The 20,309-nt window shown below is 70.2% G+C and carries 14 protein-coding genes; 13 read left to right on the top strand and 1 reads right to left on the bottom strand.

Going from position 1 to position 20,309, the window contains the following annotated elements:
• Window positions 1-100 precede the first annotated feature (100 nt).
• From ABXJ52_RS30890 to ABXJ52_RS30860, 7 genes are all read left to right on the top strand, one after another.
• A complete protein-coding gene (locus tag ABXJ52_RS30890; RefSeq protein ID WP_367046459.1) occupies window positions 101-1,078 on the top strand; it encodes a 2-dehydropantoate 2-reductase in 978 nt (325 codons plus the stop codon).
• 48 nt (window positions 1,079-1,126) lie between these two features.
• A complete protein-coding gene (locus ABXJ52_RS30885; RefSeq protein ID WP_367046456.1) occupies window positions 1,127-3,049 on the top strand; it encodes a molybdopterin-dependent oxidoreductase in 1,923 nt (640 codons plus the stop codon).
• Window positions 3,050-3,067: 18 nt separating this feature from the next.
• Window positions 3,068-5,131, top strand: a complete 2,064-nt coding sequence (locus ABXJ52_RS30880) for an NADH-ubiquinone oxidoreductase-F iron-sulfur binding region domain-containing protein (protein WP_367046454.1) — start codon at window positions 3,068-3,070, stop codon at window positions 5,129-5,131.
• The gene (locus ABXJ52_RS30875; protein WP_367046452.1) at window positions 5,128-5,988 is read left to right on the top strand and encodes a 2Fe-2S iron-sulfur cluster-binding protein; all 861 of its coding nucleotides are present in this window, start codon (window positions 5,128-5,130) and stop codon (window positions 5,986-5,988) included. The genes ABXJ52_RS30880 and ABXJ52_RS30875 overlap by 4 nt, the downstream gene beginning before the upstream one ends.
• A gap of 5 nt (window positions 5,989-5,993) precedes the next feature.
• Entirely contained in the window at window positions 5,994-6,842 is an 849-nt protein-coding gene (fdhD, locus tag ABXJ52_RS30870) for a formate dehydrogenase accessory sulfurtransferase FdhD (RefSeq protein ID WP_367046450.1), read from the top strand.
• A 242-nt stretch (window positions 6,843-7,084) separates the two neighbouring features.
• Window positions 7,085-8,983 (top strand): sialidase family protein, encoded by a 1,899-nt coding sequence (locus tag ABXJ52_RS30865; RefSeq protein WP_367046449.1) that lies wholly within the window; start codon window positions 7,085-7,087, stop codon window positions 8,981-8,983.
• Window positions 8,984-8,993: 10 nt separating this feature from the next.
• Window positions 8,994-10,253 (top strand): DUF4185 domain-containing protein, encoded by a 1,260-nt coding sequence (locus ABXJ52_RS30860; RefSeq protein WP_367046447.1) that lies wholly within the window; start codon window positions 8,994-8,996, stop codon window positions 10,251-10,253.
• Here the strand turns inward: ABXJ52_RS30860 and ABXJ52_RS30855 are convergent.
• Window positions 10,189-11,238, bottom strand: a complete 1,050-nt coding sequence (locus ABXJ52_RS30855) for a bile acid:sodium symporter family protein (protein WP_367046446.1) — start codon at window positions 11,236-11,238, stop codon at window positions 10,189-10,191. The two genes, ABXJ52_RS30860 and ABXJ52_RS30855, sit on opposite strands and share 65 nt — an antisense overlap.
• Window positions 11,239-11,354: 116 nt before the next feature.
• On the opposite strand from ABXJ52_RS30855, the gene ABXJ52_RS30850 reads away from it, so the two are divergent.
• The 6 genes from ABXJ52_RS30850 to ABXJ52_RS30825 all read left to right on the top strand — a co-directional run bounded on the left by ABXJ52_RS30850 (window position 11,355) and on the right by ABXJ52_RS30825 (window position 20,292).
• Window positions 11,355-12,230 carry a LysR substrate-binding domain-containing protein gene (locus tag ABXJ52_RS30850; RefSeq protein WP_367046445.1) on the top strand — a complete coding sequence of 292 codons (876 nt, stop codon included), beginning with the start codon at window positions 11,355-11,357 and terminating at the stop codon, window positions 12,228-12,230.
• Window positions 12,231-12,478: 248 nt separating this feature from the next.
• The gene (locus ABXJ52_RS30845) at window positions 12,479-14,302 is read left to right on the top strand and encodes an AMP-binding protein (protein ID WP_367046443.1); all 1,824 of its coding nucleotides are present in this window, start codon (window positions 12,479-12,481) and stop codon (window positions 14,300-14,302) included.
• Between the two features lie 112 nt (window positions 14,303-14,414).
• Window positions 14,415-15,677 (top strand): ABC transporter substrate-binding protein, encoded by a 1,263-nt coding sequence (locus ABXJ52_RS30840; RefSeq protein ID WP_367046441.1) that lies wholly within the window; start codon window positions 14,415-14,417, stop codon window positions 15,675-15,677.
• A gap of 15 nt (window positions 15,678-15,692) precedes the next feature.
• Window positions 15,693-18,527 (top strand): ATP-binding cassette domain-containing protein, encoded by a 2,835-nt coding sequence (locus ABXJ52_RS30835; RefSeq protein ID WP_367046439.1) that lies wholly within the window; start codon window positions 15,693-15,695, stop codon window positions 18,525-18,527.
• Window positions 18,524-19,300 carry an ABC transporter ATP-binding protein gene (locus tag ABXJ52_RS30830; protein ID WP_367046437.1) on the top strand — a complete coding sequence of 259 codons (777 nt, stop codon included), beginning with the start codon at window positions 18,524-18,526 and terminating at the stop codon, window positions 19,298-19,300. Before ABXJ52_RS30835 ends, ABXJ52_RS30830 begins: the two co-directional genes overlap by 4 nt.
• A 158-nt stretch (window positions 19,301-19,458) precedes the next feature.
• Window positions 19,459-20,292 (top strand): aldo/keto reductase, encoded by an 834-nt coding sequence (locus tag ABXJ52_RS30825; protein ID WP_367046435.1) that lies wholly within the window; start codon window positions 19,459-19,461, stop codon window positions 20,290-20,292.
• The last annotated feature ends 17 nt before the right edge of the window (window positions 20,293-20,309 follow it).

Here is a 20,309-nt window from a genome sequence, read left to right as displayed (position 1 = left end):
ATTCCATCGACCGTTATGGCATGCGAAGTAGTCCGTCACGAGCATGCGGTGTCGATCCTGAGCCTTCTTCGGATCCCTCGACCGAACGGAGCGCGCCACCGTGAAAGTCGCAGTCCTCGGCGCCGGTGCGATCGGCGCCTACGTCGGAGCCGCGCTGCACCGCGCCGGTGCCGACGTCCATCTCGTCGCCCGTGGACCGCATTTGGCGGCCATGAGGCAGCACGGAGTACGTGTCCACAGCCCGCGCGGCGACTTCACCGCGCGCGCCCACGCCACCGACGACCCGGCCGACATCGGCCCCGTCGACTACGTCTTCCTGGGCCTGAAGGCCAACTCGTACGCGGCGTGCGGGCCGCTGATCGAGCCGCTCCTGCACGACAGGACGGCGGTGATAGCCGCCCAGAACGGCATCCCCTGGTGGTACTTCCACCGGCACGGCGGCCCGCACGACGGCCACCGCGTCAGCAGCGTGGACCCCGAGGGCGCGGTCAGTGCGGTGATCGCGCCCGAACGGGCCATCGGCTGTGTGGTGTACGCGGCGACCGAGCTCGAAGGGCCGGGCGTCGTACGGCACTTGGAGGGCACACGGTTCTCCGTCGGGGAGCCCGACCGCTCGCGTTCCGAGCGCTGTCTCGCCTTCAGCGAGGCCATGCGGGCGGGCGGCCTGAAGTGTCCCGTCGAGCCCGACCTGCGCGGCGACATCTGGATCAAGCTGCTCGGCAACATCTCCTTCAACCCGATCAGCGCGCTCTCCCGCGCCACGATGCGCGAGATGTGTCTGCACGGCGGCACGCGCCGCGTCATCGAGATCATGATGAACGAGACGCTCGCCGTCGCGGCGGCGCTCGGCTGCCGCCCCGACATCTCCGTCGAGCGGCGCCTCGCAGGCGCCGAGCGCGTCGGAGACCACCGCACCTCCACACTCCAGGACCTGGAGCGCGGCAAACCCCTTGAACTCGACGTGCTGCTCGCGGCCGTCGTCGAACTCGCGGAGATCACCGGGGTCCCGGTGCCGACGCTCCACACCGTCCACGCCATCTCGGACCTGCTGGCCGACCGCATGAGGAGCGCGGCATGAGCGAGAAAACGAGGAGCGCGCCATGAACGAGAACACATGGAGCGCGGCATGAGCAGGAAACGGGACCGGGTGCCCACGACGTACACCCGGCTCACCCACCCCCTCGTCCGCGACTCGCGCGACGAGCCGTTCCGCCGGGCCACCTGGGACGAGGCGCTGGCCCGTACGGCGGCGGGCCTTGATGCGGCACGTGGCGCGTTCGGGATGTTCTCCTGCGCTCGCGCGACCAACGAAATGAACTACGTGGCCCAGAAGTTCGCCCGTGTGGTGATGGGCACGAACAACGTCGACTCCTGCAACCGCACGTGTCACGCGCCGAGCGTCGCGGGCCTCTCCGCGGCCTTCGGCTCGGGCGGCGGCACGTCCTCGTACGAGGAGGTCGAACACACGGACCTGATCGTGATGTGGGGCTCCAACGCCCGCTTCGCGCACCCGATCTTCTTCCAGCACGTCCTGAAGGGGATCAGGAACGGCGCCCGCATGTACGCCGTCGACCCGCGCCGCACCAAGACCGCCGAGTGGGCGGAGAGCTGGCTCGGCCTGAACGTCGGCACGGACATCCCGATGGCGCACGCGATCGGCCGCGAGATCATCCACGCGGGCCTGGCCAACCGGGCGTTCATCGAGCGGGCGACGTCCGGCTTCGATGAGTACGCGGCCCTGGTCGAGCCATGGACCCTCTCGCTCGCCGAGAAGGTGACGGGCGTACCGGCCGCCGCGATCAGGGAGTTGGCGCACGCCTACGCCCGGGCCGAACGGGCGCAGCTGTGCTGGACACTCGGCATCACCGAGCACCACAACGGCACGGACAACGTCCGCGCCCTGATCAACCTCTCGCTCCTGACCGGCCACGTCGGGCGCTACGGCTCGGGCCTGCAGCCGCTGCGCGGGCAGAACAACGTGCAGGGCGGCGGCGACATGGGCGCGATCCCCAATCGCCTGCCCGGCTTCCAGGACATCCTCGACCCTGCCTCGCGGATGAAGTTCGAGACGGCCTGGGACACGGTCATCCAGCCGCGCTACGGGCTGAATCTGACGGAGATGTTCGAGGCGATGGAGGAGGGCGCGCTCAAGGCCGTCTACTGCATCGGCGAGAACCCCGCACAGTCGGAGGCGGACAGCGAGCAGGCGATGCGGCGGATGCGGGCCCTGGACTTCTTCGTGGTCCAGGACATCTTCCTCACGAAGACAGCCGAACTCGCCGATGTCGTGCTCCCCGCGACCGCCGCCTGGGCGGAGACCGACGGCACGACGACCAACAGCGAGCGGCGGGTCCAGCGGGTGCGCAAGGCCGTGCGGCCGCCCGGTGAGGCGCGCGAGGACATCGACATCCTCTGCGACCTCGCCGAACGGCTCGGCCACGACTGGAAGTACGCGGACGCGCAGGCGGTGTGGGACGAGCTGAGGTCGGTGTCGCCGGACCACTGGGGCATGACGTACGACCGCCTGGAGTCCTTGCAGGGCATCCAGTGGCCCTGCCCTTCTCAGGAGCGGGTCGAACCGACGTACCTGCACGGCCGGTTGTGGGAAGCGGACCCGGAACGGCGTGGCGTGCTCGCGCCCTTCGGGCTCGTCGCGCACGACCCGCCGGTCGACCTCACCGACGACTCCTACCCGATCCGCCTGACGACGGGGCGGCGGCTCGACTCCTACAACACCGGTGTGCAGAGCGGGAGTTTCGCCTCGCCGCTGCGGCGGGGCGAGTACGTCGAGCTGTGTCCGGAGGACGCGGAGCGTTACGGGGTCGTGGTCGGCGAGGAGGTCCGCGTGTCCTCCCGGCGCGGCACGGTGACGGCACCGGTGTGGGTGGACCCCGGGCTCCGCCCCGGTCTGGCCTTCATGACCATGCACTTTCCCGACGAGGTCGACACCAACCAGCTCACGATCGAGGCCAATTGCCCGATCGCGGGCACGGCGGAGTTCAAGGCGTCGGCGATACGTATCGACAAGCTGGCCGTGCCGACGACGTGAGGTGAGGTGGGGTGACGTATGGATCTGCACTTCGGTGACAGCAAGCCGACGGACGAGGAGCGGGCGGCGGTCGACGCGGTGCTCGGGCCGCCGGAGTCCGCCTGGGAGGGTGCCGATGACCGCAGCGACGCGGATCTGCGGTGGGCCCGGGGAGGGCGTGCGGCGCGGGAGCGGCGGGATGAGCTGTTGCCGGGGTTGCACGCGCTGAACGATCGCGTGGGGTGGGTGAGTGAGGGGGGCCTCGACTATCTCTGCCGTCGTCTGACGGTGCCGCCCGCCGAGGCGTACGGGGTGGCCACCTTCTACTCCATGTTCTCGGTGCGGCCGCGGGCCGCGACGGTGGTGCGGGTGTGTACGGACCTTGCTTGTGGGGGTGGGGCGGAGTTGTGCGGGGAGGTTTCGTCGCGGCTTGGCCCCGGGTCCGGGGTGGCGGTGGAGGCCTCGCCCTGCCTGGGGTTGTGCGAGAGGGCTCCCGCCGGGTTGGTGGTGCGGGCCGGTGTGCCTGCGGCGCCTTCTTCCCCAACCCCGCCCCTTCCCGAAAACTCGCTGGCGCGAGGGCCTGAGCTCACCACCGATCGCCTTGACGGCTCGTCCTCAAACGCCGGACGGGCTGAGAGACCACGGCCGGGCGAGGGGGTCTCAGCCCGTCCGGTGTTTGAGGACGAACTCGGCGGAGCCGGTGATCTACGGCCACGGGTGGCGGCGGAGCCGGGGGATTCGGGTAGGGGTGGGAGCGGGGAGAAAACCTACGTCACCGCAACCCTCGCCCCCGCCACCCCCGACACCCTCACCAAAGCCGCCCTCGCCCCCGAGTCCGCCCCGCCAGAGCCCCCCGCGGCCCTGGCCGTCCCCCAGGCAGGCCGAGAAGGACTCCTGCTGCTCAGCAGAATCGGCACCGTGGACCCCACATCCCTGGACGACTACCGCGCCCACGGCGGCTACACCGCCCTGCGGCAGGCCTTCGCCATCGGCCCCGCCGAAGTCATCCGCGAAGTCACGGACTCCGGCCTCCTCGGCCGAGGAGGCGCCGCCTTCCCCACGGGAAAGAAGTGGCAGGCCACCGCGGCCCAGCCGGACCATCCCCACTACCTCGTCTGCAACGCGGACGAGTCCGAGCCCGGCACTTTCAAGGACCGCGTGATCATGGAGGGCGACCCGTACTCCCTCATCGAGTCGATGACCATCGCGGGGTACGCGACGGGCGCCCACCTCGGCTACCTCTATCTCCGCGGCGAGTACCCCCGCGCCCTCCAAAGGCTCCAGCACGCCATTACACAGGCCCGCGCCCGCGGCTTCCTCGGGGACGACGTCCTCGGGCAGGGGTACGCCTTCGACATCGAGATCAGGCGCGGCGCCGGCGCCTACATCTGCGGTGAGGAGACCGCCCTCTTCAACTCCATCGAGGGGTACAGGGGAGAGCCGCGGTCCAAGCCGCCCTTCCCCGTGGAGAAGGGACTCTTCGGCAAGCCCACCGCCGAGAACAACGTCGAGACCCTCGTCAACGTCCTCCCCATCCTCACCATGGGAGCCCAGGCCTACGCCGCCATCGGCACCGCCACATCCACCGGACCCAAGCTCTTCTGCGTCTCCGGCAGCGTCGAACGCCCCGGCATCTACGAGCTCCCCTTCGGCGCCACCCTCGCCGAACTCCTCACCCTCTCCGGGAAGCCGGACAACCTCCGCGCGGTCCTCCTGGGCGGCGCGGCCGGCGGCTTCGTACGGCCCGACGAGCTCGACATCCCGCTCACCTTCGAAGGGACGAGGGAGGCGGGCACCACCCTCGGCTCCGGCGTCGTGCTCGCCCTGGACGACACCGTGCCGCTCCCCCGCGTCCTGCTGCGCATCGCCGAGTTCTTCCGCGACGAGTCCTGCGGTCAGTGCGTGCCCTGCCGGGTCGGCACCGTCCGCCAGGAGGAAGCCCTGCACCGCATCGTCGAGCGGACGGGGGCCGATGCCGCCGGTGACATCGCTCTCCTGCGCGAGGTGGGGAGAACCATGCGGGACGCCTCCATATGCGGGCTCGGCCAGACCGCGTGGAACGCCGTGGAATCCGCCATCGACCGTCTGGGGGCGTACAAGTGACAGCCGTACCGCTGGGAATCCCGCGCCGTCTCGTCGAGTTCACGCTGGACGGGCAGGCCACCCGGGTGCCCGAAGGGTCCACCATCCTGGACGCCTGCCGGGCCGCGGGCAAGGACGTCCCGACCCTCTGCGAGGGCGACACCCTGACCCCGAAGAACGCCTGCCGGGTCTGTGTCGTCGAGGTGGAGGGCGCCCGTACGCTCGCCCCGGCCTGCTCACGCCGGGCCGATCCGGGCATGACCGTCCTGACCGACACCGAGCGCACCCGCCACAGCCGCAAGGTGGTGCTCGAACTCCTCGCCTCATCCGTCGACATGTCGACGACGCCGAAGGTCGCGGGCTGGCTCAAGGAGTACGAGGCCAAGCCCGACCGTTTCGGTCCGGACGCCGCGCGGCTCGACGAAGAGCCCAGGGTCGACAACGACCTGTACGTCCGGGACTACGACAAGTGCATCCTCTGCTACAAGTGTGTCGACGCCTGTGGTGATCAGTGGCAGAACACCTTCGCCATCTCCGTGGTGGGCCGCGGCTTCGACGCCAGGATCGCCGTCGAGCACGACGGTCCGCTGACCGACTCCGCGTGCGTGTACTGCGGGAACTGCATCGAGGTCTGCCCGACCGGCGCCCTCAGTTTCAAGTCCGAGTTCGACATGCGGGCCGCCGGGACCTGGGACGAGGAGCGGCAGACCGAGACGACGACGGTGTGCGCGTACTGCGGAGTCGGCTGCAATCTGACCCTGCACGTGCAGGACAATGACATCGTGAAGGTCACCTCGCCGCACGACAATCCGGTGACCCACGGCAACCTCTGCATCAAGGGCCGCTTCGGCTACCAGCACGTACAGAACCGGGACTGATCGACATGGGACGAGTCACGGAGCGCCGCCGCGTCATCCGCATCAGGGACGGGGCCGTCACCGAGCGGCCGGACACCCTGGTCGCGGAGGAACCTCTGGAGATCAGACTCAACGGGAAGCCGCTTGCCATCACCATGCGCACGCCGGGTGACGACTTCGCGCTCGCGGCGGGCTTCCTGGTGAGCGAGGGGGTGCTCGGCTCGGCGGACGAACTCCAGTCCATCGTCTACTGCGCCGGGGCCACGGCGGACGGCTCGAACACGTACAACGTGGTCGACGTGAAGACCGCCCCGGGGCTCCTCCTGCCCGACATCAACCTCGAACGCAACGTCTACACCACCTCGTCCTGCGGCCTGTGCGGCAAGGCGAGCCTGGACGCGGTCCGGACGACGGCTCGGTTCCCGATCGCCGACACTCCCCCGGTCCGGCTGGGGTCCGACCTGCTCGCGTGCCTCCCCGACCGGCTGCGTGCGGCGCAGCGCGTCTTCGACCGGACCGGTGGCCTGCACGCGGCGGCGCTCTTCTCGGAGGACGGCGCGCTCCTCGACATACGTGAGGACGTGGGCCGCCACAACGCGGTCGACAAGCTCGTCGGGCGCGCCCTCCAGGAGGGCGGGCTGCCCCTGTCCCGGGCGGTGCTCCTCGTCTCGGGGCGCGCCTCGTTCGAACTGGCACAGAAGGCGGTGATGGCGGGCATTCCGGTGCTCGCCGCCGTCTCCGCGCCGTCGTCACTCGCCGTCGATCTGGCCGCCGAGACGGGCCTGACGCTGGTCGGCTTCCTGCGCGGCTCCTCCATGAACGTGTACGCGGGCGAGCACCGGATCGCCGTGCGGGCCGCGGCCTCCCAGGGCTGACCGGCCACTCCCCGCTGCACGGCGGCGGGACCCCGACCGGCGGGGAGCGCCCCCTGCGCCGGCGGGGTCCCGGTACCGCTCCGTCAGCTGCCCTGAACGGGTTCCGGCCCCTGACCAGGCCGCGTCCATTCGTGCCACGCACGCTTCTTGTGGGGTGTCGAGCCATCCAAGTAGCGTCTCAGGCGCGAACGTTGGACGTGGGATGTCAGGATGTCCAGTCACCTTGAAGGGTGGGCCGCGCCATGCCATCAGCTCTCCATGTACGCCTCAGATCCCTGCGCACCGCCACGGCCGCCTTGACCGTCGTCGCCGTCGGGGCCCTGCTTCCCGGGCCCGCCGCGCAGGCGGCGCCGGACGTCCGCACTGCGGGGTTCGAGCAGCAGGTGCTTTTCAAGGCCTCGCAGGATGCCGGGTATGCCTGCTATCGCATTCCCGCCGTGGTGAAGACGGTCAAGGGCACCCTCCTCGCCTTCGCCGAGGGGCGTGTGAACGACTGCGGTGACGCGGGCGACATAGACATCGTCGTCAAACGGTCGCACGACGGCGGCCGCACCTGGAGCCCGCTGCAGGTGGTGAACGAGGGCGCCGGTGACACGCACGGCAACCCCGCGCCGATCGTGGACCGCAGGACCGGCCGCATCCTCCTGGCGGAGACCTACAACACCGGCCGCACGGACAGCGGGAACTGCACCGTCCCCTGCGACCGCACCCCGCACCTCCAGTACAGCGACGACGACGGCCGCACCTGGTCGGCGCCGCGTGACCTGAGCGACCAGATCCTGCCGAAGGACTGGAACTCCTGGTACGCGACCGGGCCCGTGCACGGCCTCCAGCTGACCCGCGGCCGGCACGCCGGGAGGCTCGTCTTCACCGCCAACACCGAGACGTGGGACGGCAGGCGGGTCACCGCGAACCACGCGTCCCTGATCGTCAGCGACGACGGCGGCGACAACTGGAGGATCGGCGCCAAGGCCTCGTACCCGATAGCGCAGGACGGCATGTTCCGGCAGAAGCCGTCCGAGATGACCATCACGGAGCGCCCGGACGGCGCGGTCTACGTCAGCGGGCGCGAGCAGGACGGCACCGACCTCGGGCATCGCACGCACACGATCAGCCGTGACGGGGGTGATTCCTATGCCGCGCCGTTCCAGGCCATTCCCGACCTCTACACACCCCAAGTACAGGGCTCCACGCTCCAGTTCGGCAAGCGGATGCTGCTCGCCTGCCCCGGCGACCCGGACCGCCGCCGCACGATGCAGATCCGCTCCTCGTACGACGGCGGCCGCACCTGGGACAGCGTGGACCGTGGCACGACGGTCACCACGGACTGGTCCGGTTACTCGGACATGGTGCGGGCCGACGACGAGCACGTGGGCCTGATGTACGAGGGCGGGGCGGTCGACGCCCGTGACGAGATCCGCTTCGCGCGCTTCACCGAGGACTGGCTGCAGCCGCGCCGGGGCCCTGACCCGAGGACCAACGACCGCGCGCCGCACGCGAAGCCCGCGGCCGTGCTGGGCGGGGCGTCCACCTCCGAGGGACGGTTCGGCAAGGCCCTCTCCTTCGACGGCTCGAATGATGCCGTACGGCTGCCCTACCGCAGCCAACTCCCGCTAGGGACGAAGGACTTCACTGCCTCCCTGTGGTTCCGGTACTCCGCGACCAGTGGTGAGCAGCCGCTGCTCTGGATGGGCGGCATCGGCACCAACCAGCCTCAGGTGTGGCTGCGCGGCGAACCCGCCAGCAACCGCGTCACGGGTCTGATCACCACGCGTGAGGGCTCCTCTCCCCCCAGGTCCGCCTCCGTGCGCACCACCGGTGCCTACAACGACGGCCAGTGGCATCACATCGCGCTGCGGCGCGGCGGCGGGGAGCTGACGCTGTCCGTCGACGGTACGCGGGTTACCACGGCGGACGTTCCCGGCACGGTCACCCGCACCTCCGGGTTCGGCTTCCATGTCGGTCAACGGGTCGACAGCCGAGCCCACTTCACCGGCTCCATCGATGAAGTGCGGGTCTACGACCGCGCTTTGAGCGACGACCAGCTGACCGCACTCGGCAGGAGCGGGGCGGCCAAGGCCCCTGTGACGCGGGACACCGTCGCATGGCTCCCCATGGACCACGTCCACGGGAGCAACTAACGTCCCGCACGTGTCCGCCGACCAAGGTCGACGCCGAGGCTGGAGCGCGCGCAGGACCTGGATCGTCCTGCTGCTCGCCCTGACCTGCGCGGCCGTGCTGCTCACCGCCCTCCCGGAAGACGACCGGGAGGGCGGCGACGCATGTCAGGCGCGCACCGTCTCATCCTGGACCGCCGACGACGAGGTCACCGGAGCGTTCGCCCGCTACGGCGACGACACCGAGCGGGCGGACGACTGGACCGGCGGCGACGGCACGCATTCGGTGCGCCTGCCGGACGGACGTCTCCTTTGGCTGTTCTCCGACACCTTCCTCGGCCAGGTGCACGCCCCGCCCAACCCGGTGGGCCAGCCGCACACCTGGCGCGACGCGACCGCTCCCATGGTGCGCAACTCGGCGGTGGTCATGTCGCGTTCGGGCACCCTGGAGCGCACCCTGCCCACCCCGCTCTTCCCCGACCCCGCGCCGCAGCAGTGGCGCTGGCCGGTCGCCGCGAAGGTGGAGCCCCGCTCCCCCGGCTCGTCCGAGAAGGTCGTGCGCGTCCTGCTGTGGACCCGCTCCACCGGCACGGGCCCGTGGATCTACGGAGTGCCGCACGCCACCGAGGTCGCCACGCTCTCGCTGCCCGACCTGCGCGTCGAGGGCATCGTCAAGGTCTCCGACCAGAGCGCCGTGCGAGACCTGGACCAGCGGGTCCTGTACGGCACGACGACGGTGGACGACGGCGACTGGACGTACGTCTTCGGCGGCAACGACGGCAAGGCGGTATCCCGCCCCGCCTCGCACGCGTATGTGGCGCGCGTGCCCAAGGGCAGGCTGGCGGAGCCCGGCGCGTGGCGGTACTGGGACGGCGAGGACTGGACGGAGACGGGGAAACCGGAAGCCGTGCTCGGCGACGGGAAACGCAAGGGCGTGGGCAGCGCGTTCACCGTGGTGCGCATGAAGGGGACGTACGTCCTGTTCACGATGGCCGCGGGAGCCGAGGGCCTGACGACCGTGACGTCGTACTGGTCGTGCTCGCCCACCGGCCCCTGGCACGGGCCCGCGAAGGGCTTCGCGCCGCCTCTTCCGAAGGACGGTTCGGCCGAGCAGGACATGGCCGCGTACAACCCCCAGGCGCATCCCGCGCTCAGCGAGAACGGGCGGCTGCTGCTCAGTTACGACGTCAACTGGCTGGACGCGGCGCCCGCGAGCGCGGCGGCCAACGTCAGCCGGAACGTGTCCCTGTACCGACCGCGGTTCGTGTCGCTTCGGATCGCGACGGCTCGGTGACGAAGTCCTCGGCGTTCTCCGGGTCCCGCGAACGGCGCTTGGCGATCACCGCGCAGACCATCAGCTGCATCTGGTGGAAGAGCATCAGCGGCAGTACGGCGAGCGAGGCGTGGGCACCGAACAGGACACTCGCCATGGGCAGTCCGGCCGCGAGGGACTTCTTCGACCCGGCGAACTGGATGGCGATACGGTCCCCGCGGCCGAAGCCCATCTTCTTGGCGCCGTACCAGGTGAGGGTGAGCATCACGGCGAGCAGCACCGCCTCCACGCCGAGCAGCGCGCCGAGCCGCAGTGGCGTCACCTGGTGCCAGATGCCCTGCACCATGCCCTCGCTGAACGCGGTGTAGACGACGAGCAGGATCGAGCCGCGGTCGACGAGGCTCAGCACCTTCTTGTTCCGGGCGATGAAAGCGCCGACCCACCGGCGCAGGAACTGCCCCGCGAGGAACGGCACCAGGAGCTGGAGCACGATCTTCAGGACGGAGTCCGCGGAGAAACCGCCCCCGCTGTTGCCGAGCAGGGCCGCCGCGAGCAGCGGCGTGAGGACGATGCCGGCGAGCGAGGAGAAGGAGCCCGCGCAGATCGCCGCGGGGACGTTGCCGCGTGCCATGGAGGTGAAGGCGATCGACGACTGGATCGTGGACGGCACGAGCGTCAGGAAGAGGAACCCGCTGTAGAGGGCGGGCGTCAGGACGTACGGAACGAGCCCCTTGGCCGCGAGTCCGAGCAGTGGGAAGAGCAGGAACGTACAGGCGAGGACGGTGACATGAAGCCGCCAGTGCTTGAGCCCGTCCAGGGCCTCACGGGTGGAGAGCCGTGCCCCGTAGAGGAAGAACAGGAGCGCGACGGCCCCGGTCGACGCCCCGCCCGCGATGTCGGCTCCGGTGCCGCGCGCGGGCAGCAGCGCGGCGATGCCCACCGTGCCGAGCAACGCCAGGATGTAGGGGTCGATCGGCATCCAGGTGGGCCAGCTCGGGCGTTTCACTTCGCTCCAACGGTTCGGTGCATGTCGTGCCCTCTCGATGATCCTCCCGTTCACCGCGATCGGGAATCCCGGATACCGCTCTGACTGTCATCACGTTCCGCGATAAGCTCGTGACCATGTACGACCCCGCCCAGCTCCGTACGTTTCTCGCCGTGGCCCAGACGTTGAGCTTCACGCAGGCCGCGCGGCGGCTCGGGCTCCGCCAGTCCACGGTGAGCCAGCACGTGCGCCGCCTGGAGGACGCCACCGGACGCCAGCTCTTCGCGCGGGACACGCACTCCGTGGAGCTGACCGAGGACGGCGAGGCGATGCTCGGCTTCGCGCGGCGGATCCTGGAGGTGCACGAGCAGGCGACGGCGTTCTTCACCGGGACGCGGCTCGGCGGGCGGCTGCGGTTCGGGGCGTCGGAGGACTTCGTCCTGACCCGGCTCACCGACATCCTGGAGTCGTTCCGGCACGACCACCCCGACGTGGATCTGGAGCTGACGGTCGAGCTGTCCGGCACGCTGCACGAGAAGCTGGACTCGGGCAAGCTCGATCTGGTCCTGGCCAAGCGGCGTCCGGAGGACCCACGCGGCGAGCTGGTCTGGCATGACGAGCTGGTCTGGATCGGCGCGCAGCGGCTGCGCCTCGACCCCGAGAAGCCGGTGCCGCTCATCGTGTTCCCGCCACCCGGCATCTCCCGCGCGCTGGCCCTCGAGGCCCTGGAGCGGCGGGGCCGTGCCTGGCGGATCGCCTGCACGAGCGGCAGCCTGAACGGCCTCGTGGCCGCCGCCCGGGCGGGACTCGGCGTGATGGCGCACTCCCATGGCCTGATCCCGCCGGGCCTGGTCCGCGTCCCGGAGCGGGCGGGCCTTCCGGAGCTCGGCGCGGTCGACTTCGTCCTCCTGCACGGGGAGCGGCGGGCCTCGGCGCAGGGCGCGGCGGACGCGCTCGCGGCCTCGATCCTCGCGGGCGGCGACCGGCTGCACCGGCGGCGTCAGCGGGGGTAGGCGGTCCTCCGCGAGAGTCCCTGCGGCGGAGCCACAGCCGTAACCGCTGCGTACAGATTCGGTGGAGATTACGCCACCGAAACTTACTCAACCGTAAGTAATCTGTCCCGCCTCTCCCCCTTGTGGCCGGATTTCACCGGCTGACCAGCGTCGATGGTACGTACCGACGGGTCGGTCACCCCTCTCCCGCCGGGCCGCGCGGTGGGGTACCGTCACCGGCGCTGTGCGGAGCGCCACAAGGAGCATCATTGCGCGAGTTCACGAACCCTCCGTTGGCGTCGGCGCCGCTGGTGGGCGGCCTTGCCGACGTCGTGTTCGACCATGCCCTTGGGGATCCGCTCCACGTCGCCTTCGGCCGCAAGACCGACGGCGAGTGGCGTGACGTCACGTCGGCGGAATTCCGCGACCAGGTGATGGCGCTGGCGAAGGGGCTGCTCGCCCAGGGCGTGCGCTTCGGTGACCGTGTCGCCATCATGTGCCGCACCCGCTACGAGTGGACGCTCTTCGACTACGCGCTCTGGACGGTCGGCGCCCAGGTGGTGCCGGTCTACCCCACGTCCTCCGCCGAGCAGGTCTTCTGGATGCTGCACGACGCGCAGGTGTCGGCCGCCATGGTCGAGCACGAGGACCACGCGATGACGATCGGCTCGGTGATCGACCGGCTGCCGCAGCTGCGCAGGCTGTGGCAGCTGGACGCCGACGCCGTGGAGGAGCTGTACCGGGCGGGCCAGGACGTCGACGACGAGGTGGTCAACCGCCACCGCCGCGCCGTCACGCCCGACTCGATCGCCACGATCATCTACACCTCGGGCACCACGGGCCGCCCCAAGGGGTGCCTGATCTCGCACGCGAACTTCATGTTCGAGGCGGACACGGTCATCCAGCGCTGGGAGCCGGTCTTCCACTCCCGGCGCGGCGACGAGGCGACCACGCTGCTCTTCCTGCCGCTCGCGCACGTCTTCGGGCGCATGGTGCAGGTCGCGGCGGTCCGTGGCGGGGTCAAGCTGGGCCATCAGCCGAGCCTGAACGCGGCGGCGCTCATCCCGGACCTGGCCGCGTTCCGCCCGTCCTTCATCCTGGCCGTGCCGTACATCTTCGAGAAGGTCTTCAACGCGGCGCGGCGCAAGGCCGAGAAGGACGGCAAGACCGGCCCCTTCGACAAGGCCGTGGAGTGCGCCGTGCGGTACGCGGACGCGATGGAGGCCAAGGCCTTCGGCACCGGCCCCGGGCCCTCGGCGGCCCTGCGCATGCAGCACTCGCTCTTCGAGAAGCTCGTCTACGCCAAGGTGCGCGACGCGATGGGCGGTCGCGTCCGGCACGCGATGTCGGGTGGCTCCGGGATGGACCGGCGCCTCGGCCTGTTCTTCTCCGGCGCGGGCGTCGAGATCTACGAGGGGTACGGCCTCACGGAGTCGACGGCCGCCGCGACCGCCAACCCGCCCGAGCGCACCCGCTACGGCACGGTCGGCCAGGCCATCCCCGGCACCACCGTGTACATCGCGGAGGACGGCGAGGTGTGGCTGAACGGCGGCAACGTCTTCCAGGGCTACCTCAACGACCCCAAGGCCACCGACGCGACCCTGCATGAGGGCTGGCTCGCCACCGGCGACCTGGGCGCGCTCGACGAGGACGGCTACCTCACGATCACCGGGCGCAAGAAGGAGATCCTGGTGACCTCCGGCGGCAAGAGCGTCTCGCCGGGGCAGCTGGAGGAGCGGGTGCGCGACCATCCGCTGGTCGCGCAGTGCATCGTGGTGGGCAACGACCGCCCCTACATCGCGGCGCTCGTCACGCTGGACGGGGAGGCCGTCGAGCACTGGCTGAACATGCGCCGCAAGCCGCCGATGTCCCCGACGGACCTGGTGCGGGACCCGGATCTGGAGACCGAGGTGCGTCGGGCTGTGGTGGCCGCCAACACCCTTGTCTCACAGGCCGAGTCGATCCGTACGTTCCGGATACTGGCGCATCAGTTCTCCGAGGAGCACGGGTTGCTCACTCCCTCGCTGAAGCTCAAGCGCAAGGCGATCGAGACGGCTTACTCGGCTGAGGTCGAGGCCCTGTACCGGGCCTGAGGGTGCCGGGGCGGAGTTTCTGACGGTTCATCAATTACTGCCGTGCCAGTTATTGACGGTTCATCAGGTCCCGCACAGAATCAGCCCCACTTCGACTTCAGGGGGCTGACCCGTGTCGCGATCGATCCGCACCATCACCGCCGCCGTGGCCGCGCTGTTGCTCGCCACCGCCTGCAACTCCGCCTCCAACAGCAGTGATTCGAGCGGCGGAGACAAGGCAGGCGGTTCCGTACGTGGCGTGAGCGCCGACTCCATCAAGGTCGGCGGCATCGTCTCCATGACGACCGCGAGCGGTTACAGCAAGAAGGACACCGACCTCGGCGCGAAGGCCCGCTTCGACCGCGCGAACGCCGAAGGCGGCGTACACGGGCGGAAGATCGACTACCTGGGCGCGGAGGACGACGGCCAGGACCCCGGCAAGAATCTCGCGGCGGCGCGCAAACTCGTCCAGCAGGACAAGGTGTTCGCGATCTCGCCGATGAGCTCGGTCACCTTCTCCGGCGCCGACTTCCTCCAGAAGCAGAAGGTGCCGACGTTCGGCTGGGGCACCATCCCGCCCTTCTGCGGACCGAGTTACATGTACGGCTTCGGCGGCTGCATGGTCCCGATGCCGGGCGGCACCATCACCCAGAGCTGGCCCGAGGGCCTGAAGAAGGTCACGGACGGCTCGAAGGGCAAGTCCGTGGCCATCCTCGCCAACGACAACGACGCGGGCACCTTCGCCATCCGCACCTACAAGCAGAGCTTCGCTGCCGCCGGTTACCAGGTCACGTACGCCAAGTCGACCGTGCCCGCGACCTCCGTGCCGAGCGACTGGTCGGCGTACACCAAGGAGATCCTGCGCTCCGACGGCGGCAAGGCGCCGGACGTCGTTGTCTCCGTGATGCAGACCCCGTACAACATCGGCCTGTTCACGGCCGTCAAGCGCTCCGGGTTCAAGGGCGTGATCACGGACCCGACCGACTACGACCCCGGTCTGCTCGCCAAGAGCGCGACGAGGAAGGCGCTCGACGGCGTGCACATCCTGCTGTCCTTCCAGCCCTTCGAGCAGAAGACGGCGGCGATGAAGCAGTTCAAGGCGGACATCAGGAAGACGGCGGGCGAGGATGTCCCGCTCAACATGCACATGATGACCGGCTATATGTCGGCGGACCTCTTCCTCTCGATCGCCGAGAAGGCGGGCAAGGACCTGACCGTAAACGCCTTCCAGGCGGCGGCGAACGGCTTCTCGGACAAGGACACGATGGTCGGCGACCGCAGTCTGCCCAAGGGACAGAAGGAGTCGTTCGGCTGCGGCGCCCTCGTGCAGCTGAAGGACGGCACGTACTCGGTGTCGTCGCCCTTCAGGTGCTACGAACCCATCCCCTTCAAGTAGAAGGGCGGGCCACTCGTGTCCGACCTGCTGGGATTCGTGCTGAGCGGTCTCGTCTCCGGCGCCCTGTACGCGCTGCTCGCGACGGGTCTCGTCCTGTCCTACTCCGCATCCGGCCTCTTCAACTTCGCGCACGGCGCGACCGCCTATCTCTGCGCGCTCGCCTTCTACGAACTCCACTCCGGCTTCGGCTGGCCCGCCGTACCGACGGCGTTGCTGCTCGTCCTCGTCGTGGCGCCGGCGCTCGGCTGGGGTCTCGACCGGCTGATGTTCCGCAAGCTGGCGAGGGTGGGCGAGACCGCGCAGATCGTGGCGACGATCGGACTGCTCGTCGCGCTGCCCGCGCTCGGCCTGTGGGTGGTGGAGCTTCTGGAGGACGCGGGGGCGTCCGTCAAGCCGGCCGAGAACCAGTTCGGACTTCCGGGCGTCGGGCCGAGCCCCGCCGAGAACTGGCAGCTCATGGACGGGGTCGGCATCGACTCCGACCAGCTGATCACCTGGGTCGCGACGGCCGTGGTCGCGATCGGCCTGTGGATCCTGATGCGGCACACACCGCTCGGGCTCCGGCTGCGGGCCGCCGTGGACAACCGCTCGCTCGTCGAGCTGCGGGGCATGAGCGCGGACCGGCTCTCGACGGTGGCGTGGATGCTGTCGTCGGGGCTCGCGGGGCTCGCGGGCGTCCTCGCCACGCCCCTCCTCGGGCTTTCCTCGCACGACTTCACCCTGTTCCTGTTCGTGTCGGCCACGGCCGCGGTGCTCGGGCGCTTCATGTCGATCCCGCTGGCGTTCGCGGGCGGGCTCGGCCTGGGCGTCCTGCAGAACCTGGTCGCCGGGTACGCGGATTTCGCGGAGAAGATCACCGGCTTCCGTACGGCGGTCCCCTTCCTGATCCTCTTCGCCGGGCTGCTCCTGATGACGCGGCGGCAGCGGACGGCGGGCACGGCGGCGGTGGACGCGCCGCCGGTCGACTATCTGGCGGGAAAGTCGTGGATGCGGCGCTGGGGGCCGTGGACCGTCGGCGGCGTGCTGCTCGCCCTGTCCTTCTACACGGTCACCACGCCCTTCTGGAGCGGCATCCTCGCGCAGGGCCTTGCGATCTCCCTGGTCTTCATCTCCTTCACCGTGGTGACGGGCCTCGGCGCGATGGTGTCCCTGGCGCAGGCGACGTTCGTGACGGGCGCGGCGCTCGTGGCGGGCCTGTTGATGAGCCAAGGGTGGCCGTTCATCGCCGCGGCGCTGGTGGGGACGTGCGGGGCGGCGGTGCTCGGCGCCCTGGTCGCCCTGCCCGCGCTGCGGCTCGGCGGCCGGTCACTGGCGCTCGCCACGCTCGCCCTGGCCTTCCTCGCCGACCAAGTCCTCTTCCAGATGGGGTGGTTGAGGAACGGCGACACCGGGTGGGAGATCCCGCGCGCCGTCTTCGGCCCCGTCGACCTGAGTGACGACCGCGCGATGGGCGTGGCGATGGTCGTCCTCGTGGCGGCGGCCGTGGCCGCGCTGAGTGCGCTGCGGGGGTCAGCGACGGGGCGGGCGATGCTGGCGGTGCGCTCCGCTCCGGCCGCCGCGATGGCCTCCGGGGTCTCGGTGGTGCGCACGAAGCTGCTCCTTTTCACGTTGTCGGCGGGGCTCGCGGGCTTCGGCGGCGTGATGTACGCGTCGTTCAACACCCGGATCACGGCGACGGACTTCACCGCCATGACGGGGCTCGTGTGGCTCGCGGTGGTGGTGGCCGCGGGCGTGCGCAGGCCGCAGTTCGCGGTCGTGGCGGGGCTCGTCTTCGCGATCGTGCCGCATCTGATCGCCGACTACGTGACGGAGTCGGTGCAGCTGCCGGTGATCCTGTTCGGTCTGGCCGGGTTGGCGTTGGCCAATGATCCGGATGGGTACTGCGCGGCGGTGTCGGTGCGGAGGCATCGCAGGCGCGTGCGGGTGTCGGGAGCTGAGGTTGCCTCCGGCGGTGAACTTCCCCAAGCCCGCCCCTTCCCGAAACCTGGGGCTCTGCCCCCGGACCCCCGCATCGGCCTTCGGCCTCGTCCTCAAACGCCGGACGGGCTGAAAATTCCAGCCCCTCCGGCGTTTGAGGAGCGGGGTCCGGGGCGGAGCCCCAGTTCGGGAAGGGGCGGGAGCGGGGAGGAAGAAGCCCTCGCCCTCCACGACGTCCACGCCGGATACGACGGCGCCCCCGTCCTCCACGGCGTGGACCTCACCGTCCACCCGGGTGAGATCCTGGCCCTGCTCGGCCCCAACGGCGCCGGCAAGTCGACGACGTGCCGAGTCGCGGCAGGGCTGATCGCGCCCACCGGGGGGCGGATCCACGTCGCCGGGGCGGACGCCACCGGCAGCGGGCCCGTCCGCCGCTCCCGGGCGGGAGTCCTCCTCGCCCCCGAGGGCCGCGGCATCTTCCCCTCCCTCACCATCGAGGAGAACCTCGCCCTGCACCTCCGGGAGGCGCCCGCCCGCGACGCCGTGTACGACCGCTTCCCCGGCCTCGCCGCACGGCGGAAGGTCACCGCCGGCGCTCTCTCCGGAGGAGAGCAGCAGATGCTCGCCCTCGCACCTCTCCTCCAGCGCCCGCCCGAGGTCCTGATCGCTGACGAGCCGTCCCTCGGCCTCGCCCCCCGCGTGGTCGACGAGGTCTTCCGGCTGCTCGCCGAACTCCGCGACGCCGGGACGGGGTTGCTCCTGGTGGAGGAGAAGGCGGCGGAGATCCTCGGTATCGCCGACACCGTCGCCTACCTCGCGCAGGGCCGGGTCTCCTGGTGCGGCCCGCGTTCCGAGGTCCGGGCCGACCAGCTGACCCAGGCCTATCTGGGCATCGCCGCGCGGGGCAGCACCGAGGGAGTGGGCCGGCCATGAGCGAGAACGTCATCGAAGCGTCCGGCATCGGCGTCCGCTTCGGCGGAATCCACGCACTCGACGGCGTGGACCTGAGCCTGCGCCCCGGCGAGGTCTGCGGCCTCATCGGCCCCAACGGAGCAGGAAAGACCACCCTGTTCGACGTCGTCTCCGGCATCCGCCGCCCCGACCGGGGGCGCGTCCTGCTCGACGGCGCCGACGTCACCCGCCGCTCGCCCGTCTGGCGCGCCCGCCACGGCATGCGCCGCACCTTCCAGCGCCAGCAGCTCTTCGGGCAGCTCACGGTCGCCGACAATCTGCTCGTCGCGCAGGAGTGGCGCGGCGGCGGTGGCGGGTTCGGCGCGGACCTCCTCGCGGCGCCCACCCGGCGTACGTACGAGAAGGACCGACGCGCTCGGGCCTCAACCGTGCTGCGTGAGTGCGGACTTGAGCACCTGGCCCAGGCTTACGCGGGCGCTCTCCCGGTCGGCCGGGCCCGCATGGTGGAACTGGCACGCGCGGTGGCGGACCCGCCCAGGGTGCTCCTCCTGGACGAACCCGCCTCCGGGATGACGGCCGACGAGCGAGGCCAGCTGTCGGCCGTCATCCGGCACCTCGCGGACGAGGAGGACTGCGCCGTGCTCCTCGTGGAGCACAACGTCGCGTTCGTGATGGAACTCTGCGCCCGCGTCGTGGTCCTCGACCTCGGCACCGTCCTGGCCGAGGGCACGGCGGCCGAGGTACGCGCGGACCCGAGGGTGCGGGACGCGTATCTCGGCACGACGGCGGCTTAGCCACCGCACATCCGAGCATTTACCGGTCGTTCACATAAGTATTCCGAGTTCAAAGATGTGCAATAGAGTCGTGCACATGGGAGTGGTCAAGGAATGCGGCACCGCACGTGTTCGTTGACCATGGGAGTACCACCCGACGACTTAAGGATCGAAAGCTCGTGAGCAAGGTCCCCCCGATCATCCTGAACAACGGCGTCGAGATGCCGCAGCTCGGTTTCGGCGTCTGGCAGGTCCCGGACGACGAGGCCCGGTCGGCCGTCGCGACGGCGCTGGAGGCCGGGTACCGCAGCATCGACACCGCTGCCGTCTACGGCAACGAAGAGGGCACCGGCAAGGCCATCGCCTCCTCCGGCATCGCCCGCGAGGAGCTCTTCGTCACGACGAAGCTCTGGAACACCGACCAGGGATACGACTCGACGCTGCGCGCCTTCGACGCGTCCCTGGACAAGCTCGGCCTCGATTACGTGGACCTGTACCTGATCCATTGGCCGCTGCCCTCCAAGGGCCTCGCCGTGGACACGTACAAGGCCTTCGAGAAGATCCAGGCCGACGGCCGCGCGAAGTCCATCGGTGTCTCGAACTTCCTGCCCGAGCACCTGGAGCAGCTGCTCGCCGAGACGTCGGTCATCCCGGCGGTCAACCAGATCGAGCTCCACCCGCACCTCCAGCAGCGCGCCTCCCGCGAGTTCCACGCGGAACAGGGCATCGCCACGGAGGCCTGGTCCCCGCTCGGCCAGGGCAAGGGCCTCCTCGAGGTCCCGGCGATCATCGCAATCGCCCAGAAGCACGGCCGCACGCCGGCCCAGGTCGTCCTGCGCTGGCACATCCAGCTCGGCAACGTGGTGATCCCCAAGTCCGTGACCCCGTCCCGGATCAAGGAGAACATCGACGTCTTCGGCTTCGAACTCGACCCCGAGGACATGGCGGCGATCAGCGCCCTGAACGAGGACCGACGCCTGGGCCCGGACCCGGCTTCGTTCGACGTGTCCTGAGTCGGTCGCCCCAAGCC

This window comes from Streptomyces sp. Je 1-332, assembly GCF_040730185.1.
In the GTDB taxonomy this organism is placed as follows: Bacteria; Actinomycetota; Actinomycetes; order Streptomycetales; family Streptomycetaceae; genus Streptomyces.
Note: the sequence above shows the minus strand (reverse complement) of the source record. Positions and strands in the feature narration are given on the sequence as shown.

Bases quoted from the DNA above. Each gene is read 5' to 3' on its own strand.
- ABXJ52_RS30865 (WP_367046449.1), top strand. From the start codon at position 7,085: ATGCCATCAGCTCTCCATGTACGCCTCAGATCCCTGCGCACCGCCACG.
- ABXJ52_RS30885 (WP_367046456.1), top strand. From the start codon at position 1,127: ATGAGCAGGAAACGGGACCGGGTGCCCACGACGTACACCCGGCTCACC.
- ABXJ52_RS30880 (WP_367046454.1), top strand. From the start codon at position 3,068: ATGGATCTGCACTTCGGTGACAGCAAGCCGACGGACGAGGAGCGGGCG.
- fdhD (WP_367046450.1), top strand. From the start codon at position 5,994: ATGGGACGAGTCACGGAGCGCCGCCGCGTCATCCGCATCAGGGACGGG.
- ABXJ52_RS30850 (WP_367046445.1), top strand. From the start codon at position 11,355: ATGTACGACCCCGCCCAGCTCCGTACGTTTCTCGCCGTGGCCCAGACG.
- ABXJ52_RS30830 (WP_367046437.1), top strand. From the start codon at position 18,524: ATGAGCGAGAACGTCATCGAAGCGTCCGGCATCGGCGTCCGCTTCGGC.